The sequence below is a fragment of the Leclercia sp. UBA2479 genome, assembly GCF_002341985.1.
GTDB classification, from domain to species: domain Bacteria; phylum Pseudomonadota; class Gammaproteobacteria; order Enterobacterales; family Enterobacteriaceae; genus Enterobacter; species Enterobacter pneumoniae.
This window is the reverse complement of the sequence record NZ_DDPB01000012.1, coordinates 57,578-76,474: the sequence shown is the minus strand read 5'-3', so window position 1 is coordinate 76,474 and position 18,897 is coordinate 57,578. Positions and strand designations below refer to the sequence as shown.

Genomic DNA, 18,897 nt, shown 5'->3' with positions numbered 1-18,897 from the left:
GGAGATGGGCTTCAGGTCTTTTTTTTTGCTCTGGAGACAGGGGCCAGACATGAATCACTTGCAGACTGCGCTGGACATCATCACCCAGGTGGGCGGTGCTGAAAATATCGAACATATCGAACACTGCTCGACTCGCTTGCGTCTGAGCCTCTACGACAATGGCAAAGTCAACGAGGCTGCGCTGGCAAAGATTGACGGCGTACTCGGCGTGCGTATTAACGTGCAATGCCAGGTGATCATCGGCCATGAGGTGGTGCAGGTCTACGAGGCGGTGCGTTCACTTGCGGGCGAGCCGCAGGCTCAGTCCACGCAATCTGTCAGTACCAAAGCCAGCCGTGGCGCTCAGGTGGTGGATTTTGTGATCAGCGTTTTTCAGCCGCTGGTGCCTGCCATCGCAGGCGGTGGGGTGCTGAAATCGTTGCTGTTGCTGCTGGATGTACTGGGCTGGCTGAGCCGGGATAGCGACACCTATAAAGTGCTGGATAACATCGGCTCAGCACCGCTCTGGTTCTTGCCGATTCTGGTGGCGATCACCACCGCCATGAAGTTAAAAGTTAACGTTCTGGTCGCGGTTTCGGCAGTTTCCGTCATGCTCTTACCGGCCATGACCAAACAGCTGGCAGAGGGCACGGCGTTTATGTCGTTTGATCTGCGCAACGTGGCTTACGCATCGCAGGTCTTCCCGGCGATTCTCTGCGTGCTGTTTTACGCCCAGACTGAAAAACTGTTTAACCGCTATTCGCCCGGAGCGCTGCGCATCTTCCTGTCGCCAATGCTGTCGCTGCTGGTGACGGTACCCGTCACGCTGCTCATTCTGGGGCCGCTGGGTTACGAGCTGGGCGCCGGGCTGGCAACGGTGATTCTGTGGCTGTATGGCAAGCTGGGCTTTGTGGCCACCGGCCTGCTTGCCGCTGCCCTCCCCTTTATGGTTGCCGCCGGCATGCACAAACCGATGCTTCCTTATGCCGTCGCGTCGATGAGCCAGTTTGGTCGCGAAATGCTCTATCTGCCTGCGTCGCTGGCGCACAATATTGCCGAATCGGGCGCCTGCCTCGCCATCGCCCTGAAAAGCAAAGACAAAGTATTAAAGTCCACCGCCTTCTCCGCCGGGATCTCTGCGCTGTTTGGCATTACCGAGCCGGCACTTTACGGCGTGACGCTCCTGAACAAAAAAGCGCTCTACAGCGTGATTTTAGGCAGCGTGGTTGGCGGCGCCTTTATCGGCTGGATGGCGATCGAAGCCTTTGCCCTGGTCGGCCCTGGCCTTGCCAGCATCTCCATGTTTGTCTCGCCCGATAACTCTATGAACATCGTCTGGGCGTTTGCTGGCGCGGGGCTCTCTTTTGCTATCGCCTTTATCAGCGCCCTGCTGTTGTGGCGAGATAAAGCGGCGGAAAAAACGGATGAGCTGACCTTCACCCGCCCGGTAGAGGGGCAAATCATTCCGCTGGAGAATGTTAATGACGATGTTTTCGCACGCAAAATTATGGGAGATGGCATCGCCATCGTTCCCTCCCAGGGGGTGCTGCGCGCCCCGGCAGACGGCACCGTAGTCAATATATTTGAGAGTGGCCATGCGCTGAGTCTGCTCACCGATGCGGGCGTAGAGTTAATTTTTCACATCGGTATCGACACCATCAAACTTCAGGGCGAGGGCTTCTCGCCACAGGTGAAAGAAGGCCAGCAGGTGAAGCGCGGCGAAACCCTGATTGAATTTTCTCTCGACACCATCACCGCCGCCGGGCTCGATCCGGTGGTGATGATGGTCGTAACAAACGGCGAACGCTTTTCGCTGACACCAGGCAGTAACGACGATAAAAATCACAATCCTCACATCATCATGACGCTTAAGGAGTCCGTGTAATGGAGAAATCCCTCCCGTTTCCGCAAGGTTTTTTATGGGGCGGTGCCATCGCTGCCAATCAGGCTGAAGGGGCATGGAACGTTGACGGCAAAGGGCCGTCAGTGGCTGATGCCATCACCTGGAAACCGAACCTGTCATTAAAGGATTACGATGGCCATATGGCGCTCACGGATGAGAACATCCGCGATGCGTTTGAAGGTAAGAACGATGCGTTGTACCCCAAACGTCGCGGCATCGATTTCTATCACCACTATAAAGACGACATTGCGCTATTCGCTGAGATGGGTTTTACCGTGCTGCGCGTATCGATTGCCTGGTCACGCATTTTCCCCAATGGTGAAGACGCCGCGCCAAACGAGGCGGGCCTGCGGTTTTATGAAGAGATGTTCCGCGAACTGCGTCGCCATAATATCGAACCGCTGGTGACGCTCTCCCACTATGAGATGCCGCTGGCGCTCAGTGAAAAGTATAACGGCTGGGTCCATCGCAACGTGGTGGATGCCTTTGTGCGCTTCAGTAAAGTCTGTTTCGAGCGCTATAAAGATCTGGTGCGTTACTGGCTTACCTTTAATGAGATCGACAGTATTCACCGTCACCCCTTTACCACCGCCGGTATCCGCGAGGAAAAAAGCGCCCCGGGCAAAGCGAAGCAGGATATCTACCAGGGGCTGCACCACCAGTTCGTTGCCTCAGCGCTGGTCACCCGCGACTGCCATGACATCATCCCGGGCAGCCAGGTGGGCTGTATGCTGACCAAGCTCACCACCTACCCGCACAGCTGCCGTCCGGAAGATGTGGAAGCAACGTTGAAGAAAAACCTTGAGAACTACTTCTATGCCGATGTGCAGGTGTTCGGTGAGTATCCGCCGCTGATCCTGCGCGATCTGGCCCGCCGCGATATTCAAATTGAGATGCTGGCCGACGATCAACGCATTTTAAAAGAGAATACCGTCGATTTTGTCTCATTTAGCTACTACATGTCGCTGACGGAATCTACCCAGCCTGATGTAGAACGCATCCCTGGCAATACCGTCCTCGGCGTGAAAAACCCCTACCTTCCTGCCTCAGAATGGGGCTGGCAGATCGATCCGGTAGGGCTGAAAATCTCGCTGCTTGAACTCTATGACCGTTATCAGAAGCCGCTTTTTATCGTCGAAAATGGGTTAGGTGCCAAAGACGTTGTGGAAGATGGGAAGATTCACGATAGCTATCGTATCGACTATTTCCGTGCCCACTTCGCGCAAACTTTGGCAGCTATTAATGAAGGGGTGGATGTGATGGGATTCACCACCTGGGGCTGCATTGACATTATCAGCGCAGGGACATCACAAATGTCCAAGCGCTATGGCTTTATCTATGTCGACCAGGATGATGAAGGCAAAGGCACCCTCAAGCGCCTGAAAAAGGACTCCTTCTGGTGGTACCAGAAAGTGATTGCCAGCAATGGCGCGGATATGGGCTAAGCGGCGCGGCCGCAGGAAATGACCGTGATTACGATAAAAAAATCGCTTAATAACAGCATGCTGCTGGTCGATCATGACCAGCGTGAGATGATCCTGTTCGGCAAAGGGATCGGTTTTGGCGCAAAACCGGGTACCCCGATCGACCTGAATCAGGTCGAGAAAGTGTTCCTGCCGTTAAACGATCTTAAGTCTCGCCATTTTTTATCGCTGACCGATACGATTCCTGCGGCATTCTTCGAACTCAGCCACGAGATCCTGCTCCTCGCTCGTGGTCTATGCGGCAATAAGCTGAACTCCGTCCTGCTCTTTACCCTTGCCGAACACCTCCATTTTGCCGTGGAGCGCAGCCGCAGCGGCCAGGTCATCCTCAATAAACTGAGCTGGGAGGTGAAGCGCTACTATCCGCAGGAGTACAGCGTTGGGGTGCAGGCGCGGGAGCGGGTCAGCGCGCTATTTGACGTTTCCCTGCCGGAAGATGAAGCCGTGAATATCGCTTTTCATCTCATTAACGCCAGCAGTCAGAGCGACGATAGCCATGCCCATCAACAGGTGGAGTTAGTCAATCGCATCGCGGAGATCGTGCGCTATAAGTTAAGAAACGCCATTGATACCGGATCGGTGAACTATATGCGCTTTATTACCCATTTGCGCTATTTTGCCGAACGCGTGCTGGCAGGAAAAATTGTCTTTAGCGAGACGGAAGATTTTTATCAGGAACTGATGCGTCATCGCCCGGACGCCATGACCGTCGCATGGGTGATTCGGGATTATGTGCAGGAGAAGCATCAGCTCACCTTACCGAAAGATGAGCTGACGTGGTTAAGCATTCATATCAGCCGACTGATGGATGGGCAGGCATAGCCCATCCCAATTTTTGCTTACGCCTGACGTAAGTTGCGCGCGGCTTCTACCATGTTCGCCAGTGCGGCACGGGTCTCCGGCCAGCCGCGGGTTTTCAGGCCACAGTCCGGGTTTACCCACAGACGTGCGGCCGGAATACGCTGTGCCGCCTTCTGCAGCAGGGCCTCAATCCACTCTACGCTCGGCACGTTTGGCGAGTGAATATCATAAACGCCAGGCCCGATTTCGTTCGGGTAGTCAAATTCCTCGAACGACTCCAGCAGCTCCATATCCGAACGCGAGGTCTCGATGGTGATCACGTCAGCATCCAGCGCGGCAATGGCATCCATGATGTCGTTAAATTCGCAGTAGCACATATGGGTGTGGATCTGCGTGTCATCCCTGGCCACAGCGGCGTTGATGCGGAAAGCGTCCACGCCCCACTTGAGGTAAGCATCCCAGTCGCTGCGGCGCAGCGGCAGACCTTCACGCAGCGCCGGTTCGTCAATCTGGATGATGCCAATGCCCGCCGCTTCCAGATCCGCCACTTCATCCCGCAGCGCCAGCGCGATTTGCTTCGCGATGGTTTCACGGCTGACGTCTTCACGGGGGAAGGACCAGCAGAGAATAGTCACCGGGCCGGTGAGCATGCCTTTCACCGGTTTATCGGTCAGCGACTGTGCATATTTCGCCCACTCGACGGTGATCGCCGCCGGACGGCTGATATCGCCAATCACCACCGGCGGTTTCACGCAGCGGGAGCCGTAGCTCTGTACCCAGCCATTCTGGGTAAAGACAAAGCCATCCAGGTGCTCGCCAAAGTATTCCACCATATCGTTACGTTCAGCCTCACCGTGCACCAGCACGTCCAGGCCTAAGCGCTCCTGCTCCACAATAGCCTGTTTGATGTGCTCAGCGATGCCGGTGCGATAATGGGCGGCATCAAGATTCCCCTTTTTGAAATCCAGCCGCAGGCCGCGGATCTGCGTGGTTTGCGGGAAGGAGCCGATGGTGGTGGTTGGCCACGCAGGCAGCCTGAAGCGGGCGCGCTGCGCTTCAGCACGTACCGCATAGGGGCTCTGACGCTGGCTATCCTGGGAGGTAATGGCGGCCAGACGTTGTTCTACCGCCGGATTGTGCACGCGCGCCGAGTGACGACGCGCCTGAATTGGGGCACTCCACGCGATTATCGCTGCCGTATCACCGCTGTTAAGTGCATCGCGTAGTAAGGCCAGCTCTTCACACTTTTGCAGGGCGAAGGCAAACCAGCTTTTCACCTCTGGGTCCAGACGGGTTTCCACGCTGAGATCGATGGGGCTGTGCAGCAGGGAGCAGGAGGAGGCCACCCACAGTTCACGCAGGCCTGCGATATCGTTAATTTGACCATATTTCTCCGTGAGATCGGCGCGCCAGACGTTACGTCCGTTCACCAGACCGGCAGAGAGCAGCCACTCCGCAGGCAGGCGCTGGTGCAGTTCAGCGACATCATCTTTGCCGTGAACCAGATCGACGTGTAGCCCCTGCACAGGCAGCGCAGTAATAGTGTCGAGGTTCGGTGTGACGCCTTCGAAATAGGTGGTCAGCAGCAACTTTACCTGGCCCGTTAGCGTTTCATACGCCGGTTTGTAAGCATCCAGCCACGCCTGCGGTAGCTCAAGCACCAGCGCCGGCTCGTCGATCTGTACCCACTGAATGCCGCGTTTGCCCAGTTCAATAAGTACCTGTTTATAGACCGGCAGGATCTCGTTCAGCAGGCTCAGGCGATCAAATTGCTCACCCTTCACTTTACCCAGCCACAGGTAAGTGAGCGGGCCCAGCAGCACCGGTTTGACGTGGTGGCCCAGCGCCAGCGCTTCGTCCACTTCCTCCAGAAGCTGGGTCCAGGTCAGCTTGAACTGCTGGCCTTTGACAAATTCCGGCACCATATAGTGATAGTTGGTGTTAAACCACTTGGTCATTTCCGCCGCAGCCGCTGGCTCCCCCGTCGGGGCACGGCCACGGCCTATACGGAACAGGGTATCGATATCTACCGATCCATCTTTGTTCTGATGACGAGCCGGCACGTTACCAAGCAGCAGGCTGGTGGTCAGAACATGGTCGTACCAGGCAAAATCCCCTACCGGCAGCAGATCGATGCCCGCCTGTTTTTGCTGCTCCCAGTGGCGTGCGCGCAGCTCGCGTCCGACCGCCAGAAGCTCCTCACGGGTAGCGTTGCCCGCCCAGTAGCGCTCTTGTGCTTTTTTCAATTCGCGGCGCAGGCCAACGCGAGGGAAACCGAGTGTGTGATTGCGGATAGTCATGGTATGCCCCTTATGAAATTCGTTATTTAGACGTCCAGATGTTTACACATCTATAATTGGCAGGTAGTGTATATTCCTCAAGCGCAAAATATTCACGGCGAAGTGAAGGACTTTCATGATTGAGATTAAACACCTGAAAACGCTCCAGGCGTTGCGGAACTGCGGCTCCCTGGCAGCGGCGGCGGCCACGCTGCACCAGACCCAGTCCGCCCTTTCTCACCAGTTCAGCGATCTGGAACAACGCCTTGGCTTTCGTCTGTTTGTGCGCAAGAGCCAGCCTCTGCGCTTTACTCCGCAGGGGGAGATTTTGCTCCAGCTGGCCAATCAGGTCCTGCCGCAAATTGCCAGCGCCCTGCAAGCCTGTAACGAGCCGCAGCAGACCAAATTGCGTATCGCCATTGAGTGCCATAGCTGTATTCAGTGGTTGACGCCCGCGCTTGAGAACTTCCGCCAGAAATGGCCGCAGGTTGAGATGGACTTTAAATCTGGCGTGACCTTTGACCCGCAGCCCTCGCTCCAGCAGGGCGAGCTGGATCTGGTGATGACCTCAGACATTCTGCCGCGCAGCGGTCTGCACTATTCGCCGATGTTTGATTTTGAAGTGCGTCTGGTGCTGGCGCCGGATCACCCTCTGGCCAGCAAAACGCGCATTACCCCGGAAGATCTGGCGACGGAAACCCTGTTGATTTATCCGGTGCAGCGCAGTCGCCTGGATATCTGGCGTCACTTCCTGCAGCCCGCGGGCATTAGCCCGCAGCTGAAAAGTGTGGATAACACCCTGTTGTTGATTCAGATGGTGGCGGCCAGCATGGGGATCGCCGCGCTGCCGCACTGGGTAGTGGAGAGTTTTGAACGCCAGGGTCTGGTGGTGACCAAAACCCTGGGCGATGGGCTGTGGAGCCGGCTGTACTCTGCCGTGCGCGATGGCGAGCAGCGTCAGCCGGTAACGGAGGCGTTTATTCGCTCAGCGCGGAACCACGCGTGCGACCATCTTCCGTTTGTACGGAGCGCGGAGCGACCCAACGCCGATGTACCCACAGCGAAGCCAGGATCACTGTTCCCCCAATAACGAAGCTCGGCCAGTGGGGTTGTTCCTGCCAGATGGCCAGATTCACCAGCAGCCCTGCGGGCACATGCACGTTGTTCATAATGCCCAGCGTCCCGGCGTCGACCTGAGTTGCCCCATAGTTCCACATGAAGTAACCCAAACCGGAGGCCACCACACCCAGCCAGACCAGCACATCCCACTGTAGGGAGGTCGTTGGCAGTTTTTGCGGATTTCCCAACATAAACCACGCCGCCACCGCCACAATCGCCGCGCCCATATAAAACCAGGCAAACGCATTGTGCTGGGGCATCGGACGCGTTTCCATCAGCCGTTTATAACCCACCATACCGATGGCAAAGCTAATATTTGCCAGCTGAACGAACATCAGTCCGGTCCAGAAATGATCGCTCACTTTGTCGTAGCGGATGATCGCCGCGCCCACTACCGCCAGCGCCGCGCTGAGCAGGTAGCCCCAGCGCAGACGGCGTTTACTGAGCAGATCGTAAATCAGCGTGATATAGAGCGGCGTTAGCACCGTAAAGAGCAGAAACTCCGACACCGACAGGTAGATATAGGCCCGAAAGCTAAAGAGGTACATGATACCAAGCTGCATCGCCCCCACCAGCATGTACAGCAGAAGGGTTTGCAGCGACTGTCCGCGAGTGCGCAGAAACGGCAGGAACACTAGCGCAGCCAGTCCAACGCGCATCAGCACAGAGAAATAGCTGTCAACTGACCCGGCAAGATATTCGCCGATCAGGCTAAACGAGAAGGCCCACAGAATAGTGGTGATGATGAGTAGCGCCACAATGCTTGTCTCTCAGAAAGAAGGACAGGCATTGTAGCGAACTCTTTAGTTGACAACTGAGCAATAAACAACCAAATGAAGATTATTCAAGAAACAGTTTGCGCAGGTATTTCGGCACGGCGTTATCACCATTAGTGCCAATCACTTCCAGCTCCGGATGCAGATCTTTCAGGCGCTGATGAGCGTTGTCCATAATGCAGCCCTTCCCCGCCATGGAGAGCATTTCGGCGTCGTTCATGCCATCGCCAAAGGCGATGCAATCTTTCAGCTCAAAACCCAGACATTTGGCGACCGCTTCCAGGGCATGACCTTTTGAGACGCCACCGGCCATGACTTCCAGGCAGGTCAGCGTGGAAAAGCTAACGTTGACGCGATCGCCCCAGCGCGCGTTGATGGCCTGCTCAAGCGGCAGCAGCGCCTCGTGGGTGTCACAGGTGAAGAAGACTTTGCTAATCCCTTCTGGCTCCAGTAGACCAGGCTCATAGAGGGAGTAGTTAAACACCGCCTCTTTGAAGAAACGCATCTCGTCCGGGCGATGGCGGTTCATAAACCACTCATCATCGCGATAGACGTTAGTGATGATATCCGGGTTGTTATACATCATGCCAAAGAGATCGACGGCAATGTCGCGATCCAGGTTGTGGGTGAAGATCAAATTACCATCGGTATCGTGAACACGCGCACCGTTGGAGGTGATCATATAGGCTTTGATGTCGAGGTTATCGCGGATCTGCCCCACATCTACATGGTGGCGACCGGTCGCGAAGACAAAGTTCACGCCACGCGCGGTCAGGAGTTTTAGGGTCTCTTTCGCGTAAGGCGATAAGGTGTGGTCGGGTGAGAGCAGCGTGCCGTCGAGATCAGACGCAACAACCTGGTACATAAGAAAATTTAACCTCTGGTGAATATCAATTATGCCGGTCGAAAAAACCGACGATGGCGTTGAGCGCAACTGAGCGCATATCGTCCTTTTCGAAAAGGATCTCATGGTACGCGCCTTTTATGACCATCGGCTTACCCCCTTCACAAGGGTGACCGGCGGCGGCACGCAATTCACAAAAGCGGTCGTGCATGCGGTTATCGACCACACGCTCCTCTTCCGCCTGAATCAGGAGTGTTGGAGTCGCATCATCTGCGACCCCGGCCAGCACCTGCTCACCGGCCAGAATGCCTTCCCGCACCCAGTGCCAGGTGGGGCCGCCGACGCGTAAACGCGGCTCGTCGGCATAAAAGCGTAAATTCCGGCGATAACGCTGGCGACTATGGGTCAAGACGTTAATGGCAAAGGGCAACGCACGCCAGCGCCCGGTGCCTATGGCATAGCCCTCACGAATGCGCTGATGGCCCTCAGCCCAGTCGAGAATGTGGCGCACCATCCAGTCGGGTAAACGTATGATGATGCCAAACATCGGTGCCGTGAGCGCAATGGCATCGCACTGATGCACATGGCGTTGTAAAAAGAGCGTTGAGATGGCACCGCCCATGGAGTGAGCAAGGATATAACGCTTGCGCCATGGGCCGGGCAGGACCTCCTGAGTCCAGAACGCGGCCAGATCCTCAACATAATCGCTGAAGTGATCAACGTGCCCACGATGCGTATCGGAAAGCATACGACCCGACAGCCCTTGCCCACGATGGTCGATAATTAAAACATCAAATCCCATGTGGAACAGGTCATAGGCCAGCTCGGCATATTTTACGTAGCTTTCGATACGGCCTGGACAGACAACGATAACGCGATCGTTTTTCTCATCCCGAAAACGCACAAAGCGCACGGGAATCTCATTCACACCCGTAAACTCATCTTCCTCACGCTGACGCCAGAAATCGGTCAGCGGCCCCATGGAGAAAGCAGCAAAAGTGTTTTCTCGAGTTTCCCAGTCCTTTTTCTGCTGAAACATCGGGTTTCCACCCCCGTAAGCCAAGGAATATCGTTTTTTCGCAGCAGCTCACAAAACGAGCCGACATTAGCGTATTGTGGCATAAAAACAGACGTTCCGGGAGTTTCAAATGACCTTCGAATGGTGGTTCGCCTACCTGCTCACTTCTATCATCCTCAGCCTTTCACCGGGTTCTGGCGCGATTAATACCATGACGACCTCTATCAGCCATGGCTATCGCGGTGCCGCGGCGTCTATTGCCGGTTTGCAGACCGGGCTGGGTATTCATATTGTGCTGGTCGGGATTGGTCTGGGTACGCTTTTCTCCCGCTCGGTACTGGCATTTGAAGTGTTGAAGTGGGCAGGTGCCGCCTACCTGATCTGGCTGGGTATTCAGCAGTGGCGCGCAGCCGGTTCGCTGGACTTAAACACGCTGGCGGTGAGCCAGAATCGTAGCCGCCTGTTTAAACGCGCGGTGTTTGTAAACCTGACTAACCCGAAGAGCATTGTGTTTCTCGCCGCCCTCTTCCCGCAATTCATCGTCCCTCATCAGCCACAGGTGATGCAGTATGTGGTGCTCGGTGCTACCACTATTATCGTCGATATCATTGTGATGATTGGTTATGCGACCCTGGCGCAGCGGATTGCCGCGTGGATTAAAGGGCCAAAACAGATGAAGGCCCTCAACAAAGTCTTCGGTTCACTGTTCGTGCTGGTGGGGGCGCTATTGGCCTCGGCACGGCATGCGTAACGAGAATGTATTGTGTATGAAATCCGGCGCACAGCGCGCCGGAAAATAGCGAAAGAAGGAGAAGCAATAAAATACCGAGTGTGGCACGACGGTAAAGAGTATTTGCCAGAATAATATTTAAATAGAAAAGAATAAGTTTTAGTACGGTATTCACAACCACAGGTTGATCTGACAATAAATAAGAATACAACCCTACCGATAACATTTAGTTTTATATTCCAATAAAGTCTTATTTTTAGTGCTTTTAGCTAATGGTCAAGGAAGAGACATGAGGCGTATAAAAAAATAACCCATCAACCTTAACCGAAATAAAAAACCACAGATTGATTAAATACAGACATTTCATTCCGTCAAATTGTAACTAACAGACAAAACCCGGTAAGCAACGTCAGTGCAATCGCGTCTTGAAATTACGCACACCAAACCTATAATTCCGACTGCTTTTTTTATTGCTGAGTGGACTGGTTATAATTACAGGACAAAGTGGTGATATGATTTATCAGCCATATGCTTTTTTAATTGATAATGTCATCCATATAGATATCAAGAAAGGTTGTATTTTCAGAATAGATAGCGTTGATAAAAACAATGAGTTGTCGTTAGGTATTCTTTATTTGAATGACACCATGATGTCTCTGCTTTCCTATCTCTTAATCCATGCACAAAAAAGGTATATCACCAAAGAAGAGGTACTGATAAAAGTATGGGACGAGAACAACCTCAGTTCATCGGGGACACGGTTATGGCAGGTCTTTACGACGTTGAAACAGAAGCTTGCTTTGCTTCACTTGCCGGAAAACTTGATTGAGTATGAAAAAAGAAAAGGATACATCATTAAACATGACAATATCCTGACACTCTATTATAAGGAAACTGAGAACAGTCAGCTGACAGTATCCGCGGTTAAACAACGTCGTGCCAGCACCTTCATCAGCCTCCATCAATAGTAATATTTTAAGATGAGAGCGCATTTTTAAAATCAGCGCTTACCTGAGCAACGCAATCAAATGAGAAATTAATATTCATTGTGCGAATGAAACAATGAATATTAATTTACTCTGGAACTTATTATTTAAAGATTTTCTGACAGGATGTTGGAGCATATCCCATGGATGGCGCGTTGAAAAACTCATATATCTCACTGAATTTGTCTCTTGCAGATCGGCATCAGCAAGACACTTTTTTCGATCGTGGTCACACCCGCGGTCTCTTTATGCAATATCACTTAGCTACGCCCAGCAATACACCCGAGCGGCGACCGCTTCTCAGGATGTGAAGCATTCACTTAATTCACTATTTCAATAACAAAATTTCAGATTTCATTTAATTGGCAGGAGCCATAATGAATAAAATATATCGATTGATCTGGAACCCAGCATTACGTACCTGGGTTGCCGTGAGCGAATTTGCAAAAGCGAATGGAAAAGGTAAATCCGGGCGCACGGGCTTAAGTGCAACTGCCGTTGGCCTTATCGGCGCGTTAACCCTTTCGTCGCTAGTAAGTACCAGCGCATACGCTGATGATCCCGTCACCACCAGTACTGACCCCGACTCGGTGACGATTGGTACCAACGCAGAGACCGGCGATACCACCACTCTGGACGCGAATACCATCACAACAGGCAATACCAATGTTAACCAGCAGGAGCTGTCTAACGTCGCAGTTGGCGAAAGCGCTAAAGCGGCTATGGGTGGTATCGCGCTTGGCGATCACGCTGACGCAGATACCAGCACCTCGCAGACGCCCGGCGGCAGTGTGGCAATTGGCGCCTATGCTACGGCAAACAAAAGCGGTGGGGCGACGGCGATCGGCTTAGCCTCTGAAGCAGACGGACAAAACGCGGTCGCCTTCGGTGCTGGCGCGCACGCTAACCGTAGCGGCGATATCGCCATCGGCTACAGCTCCACTTCCGGCACCTACACCAGCACCCAGAACAGTAATGATCTCGAAGGAGAAAATATTTCGCTGGGTAACTGGTCAACCGCCTATGGTGGACAGGCCCTGGCGGTGGGTAACCATGCCGAAGCTACGGCAAAATCCAGCATGGCGCTGGGCATCGGTAGCCGGGCATACGGTGTAGAGTCGTTATCCATAGGGAGTGATTCAACCTCCTCGGGTAATAACTCTCTCGCAATTGGCAGTGACTCTACCGCAACCGGTGTGGATGCCCAGGCGATTGGCAACAGCGCAACTGCGTCTGGTGAAAGCTCGCTGGCCATTGGCAGCCACGCCAGTTCCAGCGACAAGCAAAGTTTCGCCGTAGGCTATAAAGCTCAGGCAACCAAAGCGGACACCGTTGCACTGGGGACCCAGGCCAAAGCACAGGCAGATAGAGCACTGTCGTTTGGCTACAACTCCTCTGCCACAAAGAACGATGCTATCGCGATGGGCTCAAACGCCAAAGCTCAGGGGATGTCTTCCCTGGCCTTCGGTACCAACGCGACCTCCGCAGATGATAACAGCGTGGCCCTGGGGTCAAACTCCCTGACCGCAGCGGCCGTAGGGACGCAAGCTATCACTATCGATGGTAAGAGCTACGCATTCGCGGGCACGGCGCCGCTCAGCACCGTTAGTATCGGTAAAAAAGATGCGGAACGGACACTGACCAACCTGGCCGCAGGCCGTATTAGCAAAACCAGTACCGATGCGATCAACGGTTCGCAGCTTTTTGCCGCCACACAAGCGACAGAAGCCCTCGCCAATGTCGCGGTTAAATACGACCTGAACCAGGACAGCACGGTTAATTACGATAGCATTACCCTTAACGGCGATACGTATGACAGTACCGACAACAGTGGCGGCACCACCATCACTAACATTGCTCGCGGGGTCGACGACAGCGATGCGGTGAATATGTCTCAGCTTAACGAGACCAACGCCGACGTGGCAGACGTCACCAACATCGTTAACAACATCGCCGGCGACACCAGCACGACCTACACCGACCTGAACGGTAAAGGTATCCGCTATGCGCGGACCAACGAGAAAGGGCTGACCCAGGCCGATGCCTACGCGAAAGGTAAGGGCAGCTCCGCGGTCGGCTATAACGCCACCGCCATAGGCGAAAACAGCCTTGCCCTCGGCTATAACGCCAAAGCCAACAACGCGAAAGACGTGGCGCTGGGCGCTGACTCACTCACCGCTGCGGCCGTTGCGACCACCGGCACGACCCTGCGCGGCAAAGCCTATACCTTCGCGGGCACAGCCCCTGCAAGCACCGTCAGTATTGGCAGCGTGGGTAAAGAGCGTACTCTCACCAATCTCGCTGCCGGACGCCTCAGCGCCACCAGCACCGATGCGGTGAACGGCTCTCAGCTGTATGCCACCAACCAGTCCCTTGAAGACGTTGCCGAGCAGCAAGGTTTTGCTGTCATGTACGACACTAACAGCGGCGGTACGGTTAACCGCAACAGCGTAACGATGGGCGGCACCACCTATAACAGCACGACGAAAACGGGCGGCACCACTATCACTAACGTTGCCCGGGGGGTGAATGACAGCGATGCGGTGAATATGTCTCAGCTTAACGAGACCAACGCCGACGTGGCAGACGTCACCAACATCGTTAACAACATCGCCGGCGACACCAGCACGACCTACACCGATCTGAACGGCAAAGGTATCCGCTATGCGCGGACCAACGAGAAAGGGCTGACCCAGGCCGATGCCTACGCGAAAGGTAAAGGCAGCTCCGCCGTCGGCTATAACGCCACCGCCATAGGCGAAAACAGCCTTGCCCTCGGCTATAACGCCAAAGCCAACAATGCTAAAGACGTGGCGCTGGGTGCTGACTCACTCACCGCTGCGGCCGTCGCAACCACCGGCACGACCCTGCGCGGCACGGCTTATACCTTCGCGGGCGCCGCTCCTGCAAGCACCGTCAGTATCGGCAGCGTAGGCAAGGAGCGTACTCTCACCAATCTCGCTGCCGGTCGCCTCAGCGCCACCAGTACCGATGCGGTGAACGGCTCTCAGCTCTATGCCACCAACCAGGCCATTGAAGGGATATCTGGCGATATTTCCGATCTCAGCGATCTGGCGGTCAAATACGACACCAATCCGGACGGCACCATCAACTACAACCGCGTGTCCATGGGCGGCACCACCTATAACAGTACGACGAAAGCGGGCGGTACCACCCTCACTAACGTCGCTTACGGGGTGAATGACAGCGATGCGGTAAACGTACAGCAACTCAGAGACGCCACCAGCGATATGTATAACAACGGGGTGAAGTATTTCCACGCTAACTCCACCAAAGCAGATTCCGTTGCCACCGGCACCGACTCCATTGCGGTAGGTCCGGCTGCAAAATCGGTGGGCGAAAGTTCGATTGCCATGGGTAACGCGGCCACGTCAACCGGCGCAGGCAGTATGGCGATGGGGCAGAACGCACGGTCAACCGGCGAAAACAGCGTTGCCATTGGCGCTGGCGCGGTCGCTAACAATAAGGGTGACGTGGCGCTGGGCGCAGGAGCCACCACGGAGCGTGCCGTGGGTACTCAGGGCGTAACCATTCGCGGCAACGACTATCAATTTGCTGGCACAACGCCGGCGGGCACCGTCAGCGTAGGCAGCCTGGATAACGAACGCACCATCACCAACGTTGCAGCGGGCCGTATCAGCGCCACCAGCACGGATGCCGTGAACGGCTCGCAGCTGTATGCCACAAATCAGGCGATCGAAGCCATCAACACCAATTTCTCCGGTCTGGATAACTCCGTGGTGAAATATGTGGTAAACGGCGATGGATCCATTGATTACAGCAAAATAGCGCTGGCGGGCGATACCTACGATCAATCCACTAAAACCGGCGGTACCACCATTACTAACGTTGCGGCGGGCATCAATGCCAGCGATGCCGTAAATAAGCAGCAGCTGGATGAAGTCAGCCTGAATGTGACCAACATTGCCGAGGGCAAGGACGGCATGTTCCAGGTGAATAACACCAGTAACCTGCCGAAGCCGAAACCGACGGGCCAGAATTCCATCGCTGGCGGCGCAGGTGCGGTGGCCAGCGCAACAAACAGCATGGCCCTGGGTAACAGCGCGAAGGCTACCCACAGCAACGCCGTGGCGCTAGGAACAAACTCCGTTACCGATCGTGATAACAGCGTTTCCATGGGATACGCGAGCGGCGAGCGTCAGATCACTCACGTGGCAGCCGGTACCGCAGCCACCGATGCCGTCAACGTGGGTCAGTTGAAACAGAGCATGGGCGATTCTTACACCTATACCAATAACAAGTTTGGCGAACTGAAAGAGATGATTGCCGATCAGGACGACAAGCTGAGCGCGGGTATCGCCGGCGCGATGGCCATGGCGAGCTTGCCACAGCCTTATTCGCCAGGCGCCAGCATGTTCAGCATGGCGGGGGGAACCTATCAGGGCGAGTCTGCGATTGCGATGGGGGTATCAACTGTCTCTGACAATGGTAAATGGGTCACGAAGCTGTCTGGCTCCTCTAACAGCCAGGGCGATCTGGGTGGTTCCGTTGGCATTGGCTATCAGTGGTAAGTCTGAATTAACAAACATCTCCGGCGAACACGCCGGAGAGTAAAAGAGAAATTATGATGAATTGTAAAAAGATGACCCGGCTGGCGCTGCTTATTGGCAGCATGGCTTTGCTTACCGCCTGTACCCGCGCTGTTAGCGACGTAAATGGTGAAGGGAAGACCGATAACGCGATATTCCCGGATAAATCGCACGCAGTACGTACTGACGGCAGCTTCGTGAATAAAGACAATCTTAACGAGATGCACGCAGGTTTAACCAAAGCGCAGATCTATGAGCTGCTCGGCGCACCGCATTTCAGTGAAGGCATGTTTCGCGTGAAAGAGTGGGATTATATTTTCCACTTCACCCAGCCAGATCACAGCGTGCGTACCTGTCAGTACAAGGTGCTGTTCGACTCACAGATGAAGGCGCAAAGTTTCTATTTCCTGCCTGAAAACTGCCTGACGCCGCAGGCAAAACCGCAGCAACCTGTTGCGGTCGTTCAGAAAGAGCTGAGTGCAGAAAGCCTGTTTGCCTTTGGTAGCGCAGCGCTGAGTCCGGAGGGCATCAAGCAGGTGAATCTCATCAGCGGCGGGCTGAAGGCTGAAACACAGCAAGGTAAACACCTGATCGTTAAAGGCCATACTGACCGTATCGGCGACGAGGCCAGCAATATGACGCTGTCCAAAGCACGCGCGGAATCGGTGAAGCGCCAGCTCATTGAAAACGGGATTGATGCCACCCGCATCGAAACCGAAGGTCTGGGCGAAAGTATGCCGCGCGTTGATTGTCCGGGTGTCGCCACATCACATGTCATTGAATGCCTGGCCCCCAATCGCCGCATGACGATTGAAATCGTGGCTGATAACGCAGGTAAATAACGTCATGCGCCTCACTCTAATCAAGACCGCCGTCGGCGGTCTTTCTTTACTGACCGCAGCCACCGGCTTTGCGGCTTCCCAGGATCTGCCCGTCAGATTTGTTAGCGTGCCCGCTTATAGCATTATTACCGATACCCTGTTCAATTTGACGCCTCAGGTTGCAGGAAAACGTAATACCTTTTTGATGCAGCAAATTTGCGATTTAGCGCGTGGCGATGCGACCCAGCAGGAGGTGAATCAGCGGCTTATCCAGAATAAAGTTGACCCGATGCAGCTCGCGAAATTAGGCGTGCCGGGCATGCTGGTGTTAAAAAGCGAGCGCGAGGAGCGCCAGCTCGCCTGTGCGGCGTTTCTGGCGACGTCGCTCTTCCAGCCGGTAGATATGACAAGTTACTACCTGCAGGACAAAAAGGAGAAGGAGAAATCCAGCTGGTTACCCTGGCGCCCGGCGAAAGAGGAGCGGACAGAAAAGAGCGACTTCCTGAGGGATCGATTTATCCATGATGCACAGGTTCAGCTCGCGGTCGCGCGCGCCACGGCTCAGCTTTATGCCGTTATCGCGCAGAATATCCCCCCGCAGCCAATCGGCGACTGGAAGACTAGGCAACAACAAATCACAGACGTCGTTAAACACTATGCGCCGGACTATCTCAACGCCATCACCAGTTTTTACAAAGCCGAGGGCAATAGCGCACTGACGCTGGATTACGTTACCAGCAACAGCTACAGCGTTCGCAATACCTTTGGCAACCGGCTGGTCAAAAATAGTGAAGATGTTGAGCTATATTCCCGGGGCGTGACCTGGTTCGGCAAGGGCATGATTATTGGCAAAAGCTATTTTGTCGATATTGCGATTCTTGCCGCACCCGCGCATGACGATGCAGAGCAGAAGAAGTAAAGGCAAGATGGCGTACAGGATCCTGTACGCCATTGAAGCAATTAGCGAGAGATGATGAGGTGAATACCGAAGCCCGCAAAGAGTGCACCAGCAAAGCCATCGATCCACTTCGCAATGCGCTGATAACCACGGCGCATTGCCGGCAGGGCAAACAGGCTTGCTACAAGGGTGAACCAGGCAAAGGTTTCCACCACAATCAGCAGGAAGATGCCCCAGCGCGCTCCCGCGCCGACGCTGTCGCCCACAAAGAGTGAGAACACCGAGCCGAAGTAGATAATCGCTTTCGGGTTCGCCAGGTTAGTCAGCAGCCCTTTCATAAAGCTACGACCGCCGGTAGCCAGCTCAACTTTTGGTTCCTGCGGCGTTGCTACCTCTTTTTTCAGCGCGCCGCGCAGCATCTGGTAGCCCATCCAGCACAGATACAGGCCACCGCCGACCATGATGATGTTATGCAGCCAGGCCATCTTCGCCAGAATCAGGTTCAGACCAAGCAGCGCCACCGCCGCCCAGACCATGACGCCCATGGTAATGCCGAGTACGCCCATCATCGCCTCTTTGCGGGAGCGGCTGACGGCAGTTTGCGATACGAAGAAAAAGTCAGGACCGGGGCTCATCAGCGCAACGATGTGCACTAATGCCACGGTGAGAAATAGCATTAACATAATTA

Annotated in this window: 14 protein-coding genes; 9 read left to right on the top strand and 5 right to left on the bottom strand. The window is 54.6% G+C overall.

Features of this window, described 5'->3' with window-relative positions:
• The first annotated feature begins 49 nt into the window (after nucleotides 1-49).
• From B3B59_RS17740 to B3B59_RS17730, 3 genes are read left to right on the top strand one after another with little or no spacing between them, the layout of a single operon-like run.
• On the top strand, nucleotides 50-1,864 hold the full coding sequence (locus B3B59_RS17740) for a beta-glucoside-specific PTS transporter subunit IIABC (protein WP_286758301.1): 1,815 nt from the start codon (nucleotides 50-52) through the stop codon (nucleotides 1,862-1,864).
• Nucleotides 1,864-3,327, top strand: a complete 1,464-nt coding sequence (locus B3B59_RS17735) for a glycoside hydrolase family 1 protein (RefSeq protein ID WP_046886541.1) — start codon at nucleotides 1,864-1,866, stop codon at nucleotides 3,325-3,327. Before B3B59_RS17740 ends, B3B59_RS17735 begins: the two co-directional genes overlap by 1 nt.
• Nucleotides 3,328-3,351: 24 nt before the next feature.
• Nucleotides 3,352-4,188, top strand: coding sequence for a PRD domain-containing protein (locus B3B59_RS17730; protein WP_046886559.1), 837 nt, complete (start codon nucleotides 3,352-3,354; stop codon nucleotides 4,186-4,188).
• Nucleotides 4,189-4,205: 17 nt separating this feature from the next.
• Here B3B59_RS17730 and metE read toward each other — a convergent pair whose 3' ends face one another.
• A complete protein-coding gene (gene metE / locus B3B59_RS17725) occupies nucleotides 4,206-6,467 on the bottom strand; it encodes a 5-methyltetrahydropteroyltriglutamate--homocysteine S-methyltransferase (RefSeq protein WP_286809642.1) in 2,262 nt (753 codons plus the stop codon).
• A 115-nt stretch (nucleotides 6,468-6,582) separates the two neighbouring features.
• Between metE and metR the strand changes: the two genes are divergently transcribed.
• On the top strand, nucleotides 6,583-7,536 hold the full coding sequence (gene metR / locus B3B59_RS17720) for an HTH-type transcriptional regulator MetR (protein WP_040078127.1): 954 nt from the start codon (nucleotides 6,583-6,585) through the stop codon (nucleotides 7,534-7,536).
• On the opposite strand, the gene B3B59_RS17715 is transcribed toward metR, so the two are convergent.
• The 3 genes from B3B59_RS17715 to pldB form a co-directional block, all read right to left on the bottom strand.
• Complete coding sequence (locus B3B59_RS17715; protein WP_286809641.1) at nucleotides 7,424-8,323, bottom strand: carboxylate/amino acid/amine transporter; 900 nt, start codon at nucleotides 8,321-8,323, stop codon at nucleotides 7,424-7,426. The two genes, metR and B3B59_RS17715, sit on opposite strands and share 113 nt — an antisense overlap.
• 82 nt (nucleotides 8,324-8,405) lie before the next feature.
• Nucleotides 8,406-9,206, bottom strand: a complete 801-nt coding sequence (yigL, locus tag B3B59_RS17710) for a sugar/pyridoxal phosphate phosphatase YigL (protein ID WP_286809639.1) — start codon at nucleotides 9,204-9,206, stop codon at nucleotides 8,406-8,408.
• 25 nt (nucleotides 9,207-9,231) lie between these two features.
• On the bottom strand, nucleotides 9,232-10,224 hold the full coding sequence (pldB, locus tag B3B59_RS17705) for a lysophospholipase L2 (protein WP_046886537.1): 993 nt from the start codon (nucleotides 10,222-10,224) through the stop codon (nucleotides 9,232-9,234).
• Between the two features lie 109 nt (nucleotides 10,225-10,333).
• On the opposite strand from pldB, the gene rhtB reads away from it, so the two are divergent.
• The 5 genes from rhtB to B3B59_RS17680 all read left to right on the top strand — a co-directional run bounded on the left by rhtB (nucleotide 10,334) and on the right by B3B59_RS17680 (nucleotide 18,230).
• Nucleotides 10,334-10,954, top strand: a complete 621-nt coding sequence (rhtB, locus tag B3B59_RS17700; RefSeq protein ID WP_040078122.1) for a homoserine/homoserine lactone efflux protein — start codon at nucleotides 10,334-10,336, stop codon at nucleotides 10,952-10,954.
• Between the two features lie 491 nt (nucleotides 10,955-11,445).
• The gene (locus tag B3B59_RS17695; RefSeq protein ID WP_052953295.1) at nucleotides 11,446-11,901 is read left to right on the top strand and encodes a winged helix-turn-helix domain-containing protein; all 456 of its coding nucleotides are present in this window, start codon (nucleotides 11,446-11,448) and stop codon (nucleotides 11,899-11,901) included.
• Between the two features lie 395 nt (nucleotides 11,902-12,296).
• Nucleotides 12,297-16,472, top strand: coding sequence for a YadA-like family protein (locus tag B3B59_RS17690; protein ID WP_286809638.1), 4,176 nt, complete (start codon nucleotides 12,297-12,299; stop codon nucleotides 16,470-16,472).
• A gap of 53 nt (nucleotides 16,473-16,525) precedes the next feature.
• The gene (locus B3B59_RS17685; protein ID WP_212478612.1) at nucleotides 16,526-17,332 is read left to right on the top strand and encodes an OmpA family protein; all 807 of its coding nucleotides are present in this window, start codon (nucleotides 16,526-16,528) and stop codon (nucleotides 17,330-17,332) included.
• Between the two features lie 4 nt (nucleotides 17,333-17,336).
• A complete protein-coding gene (locus B3B59_RS17680) occupies nucleotides 17,337-18,230 on the top strand; it encodes a hypothetical protein (protein ID WP_286809636.1) in 894 nt (297 codons plus the stop codon).
• A gap of 41 nt (nucleotides 18,231-18,271) precedes the next feature.
• Here B3B59_RS17680 and rhtC read toward each other — a convergent pair whose 3' ends face one another.
• Entirely contained in the window at nucleotides 18,272-18,892 is a 621-nt protein-coding gene (rhtC, locus tag B3B59_RS17675) for a threonine export protein RhtC (RefSeq protein ID WP_040078118.1), read from the bottom strand.
• Nucleotides 18,893-18,897 lie beyond the last annotated feature (5 nt).

What these genes read in the sequence shown, in the direction of transcription:
- pldB (WP_046886537.1), bottom strand. Translation starts at nt 10,224, where the DNA reads ATGTTTCAGCAGAAAAAGGACTGGGAAACTCGAGAAAACACTTTTGCT.
- rhtB (WP_040078122.1), top strand. Translation starts at nt 10,334, where the DNA reads ATGACCTTCGAATGGTGGTTCGCCTACCTGCTCACTTCTATCATCCTC.
- B3B59_RS17695 (WP_052953295.1), top strand. Translation starts at nt 11,446, where the DNA reads ATGATTTATCAGCCATATGCTTTTTTAATTGATAATGTCATCCATATA.
- metR (WP_040078127.1), top strand. Translation starts at nt 6,583, where the DNA reads ATGATTGAGATTAAACACCTGAAAACGCTCCAGGCGTTGCGGAACTGC.
- metE (WP_286809642.1), bottom strand. Translation starts at nt 6,467, where the DNA reads ATGACTATCCGCAATCACACACTCGGTTTCCCTCGCGTTGGCCTGCGC.
- B3B59_RS17735 (WP_046886541.1), top strand. Translation starts at nt 1,864, where the DNA reads ATGGAGAAATCCCTCCCGTTTCCGCAAGGTTTTTTATGGGGCGGTGCC.
- rhtC (WP_040078118.1), bottom strand. Translation starts at nt 18,892, where the DNA reads ATGTTAATGCTATTTCTCACCGTGGCATTAGTGCACATCGTTGCGCTG.
- B3B59_RS17680 (WP_286809636.1), top strand. Translation starts at nt 17,337, where the DNA reads ATGCGCCTCACTCTAATCAAGACCGCCGTCGGCGGTCTTTCTTTACTG.
- yigL (WP_286809639.1), bottom strand. Translation starts at nt 9,206, where the DNA reads ATGTACCAGGTTGTTGCGTCTGATCTCGACGGCACGCTGCTCTCACCC.
- B3B59_RS17685 (WP_212478612.1), top strand. Translation starts at nt 16,526, where the DNA reads ATGATGAATTGTAAAAAGATGACCCGGCTGGCGCTGCTTATTGGCAGC.
- B3B59_RS17690 (WP_286809638.1), top strand. Translation starts at nt 12,297, where the DNA reads ATGAATAAAATATATCGATTGATCTGGAACCCAGCATTACGTACCTGG.
- B3B59_RS17740 (WP_286758301.1), top strand. Translation starts at nt 50, where the DNA reads ATGAATCACTTGCAGACTGCGCTGGACATCATCACCCAGGTGGGCGGT.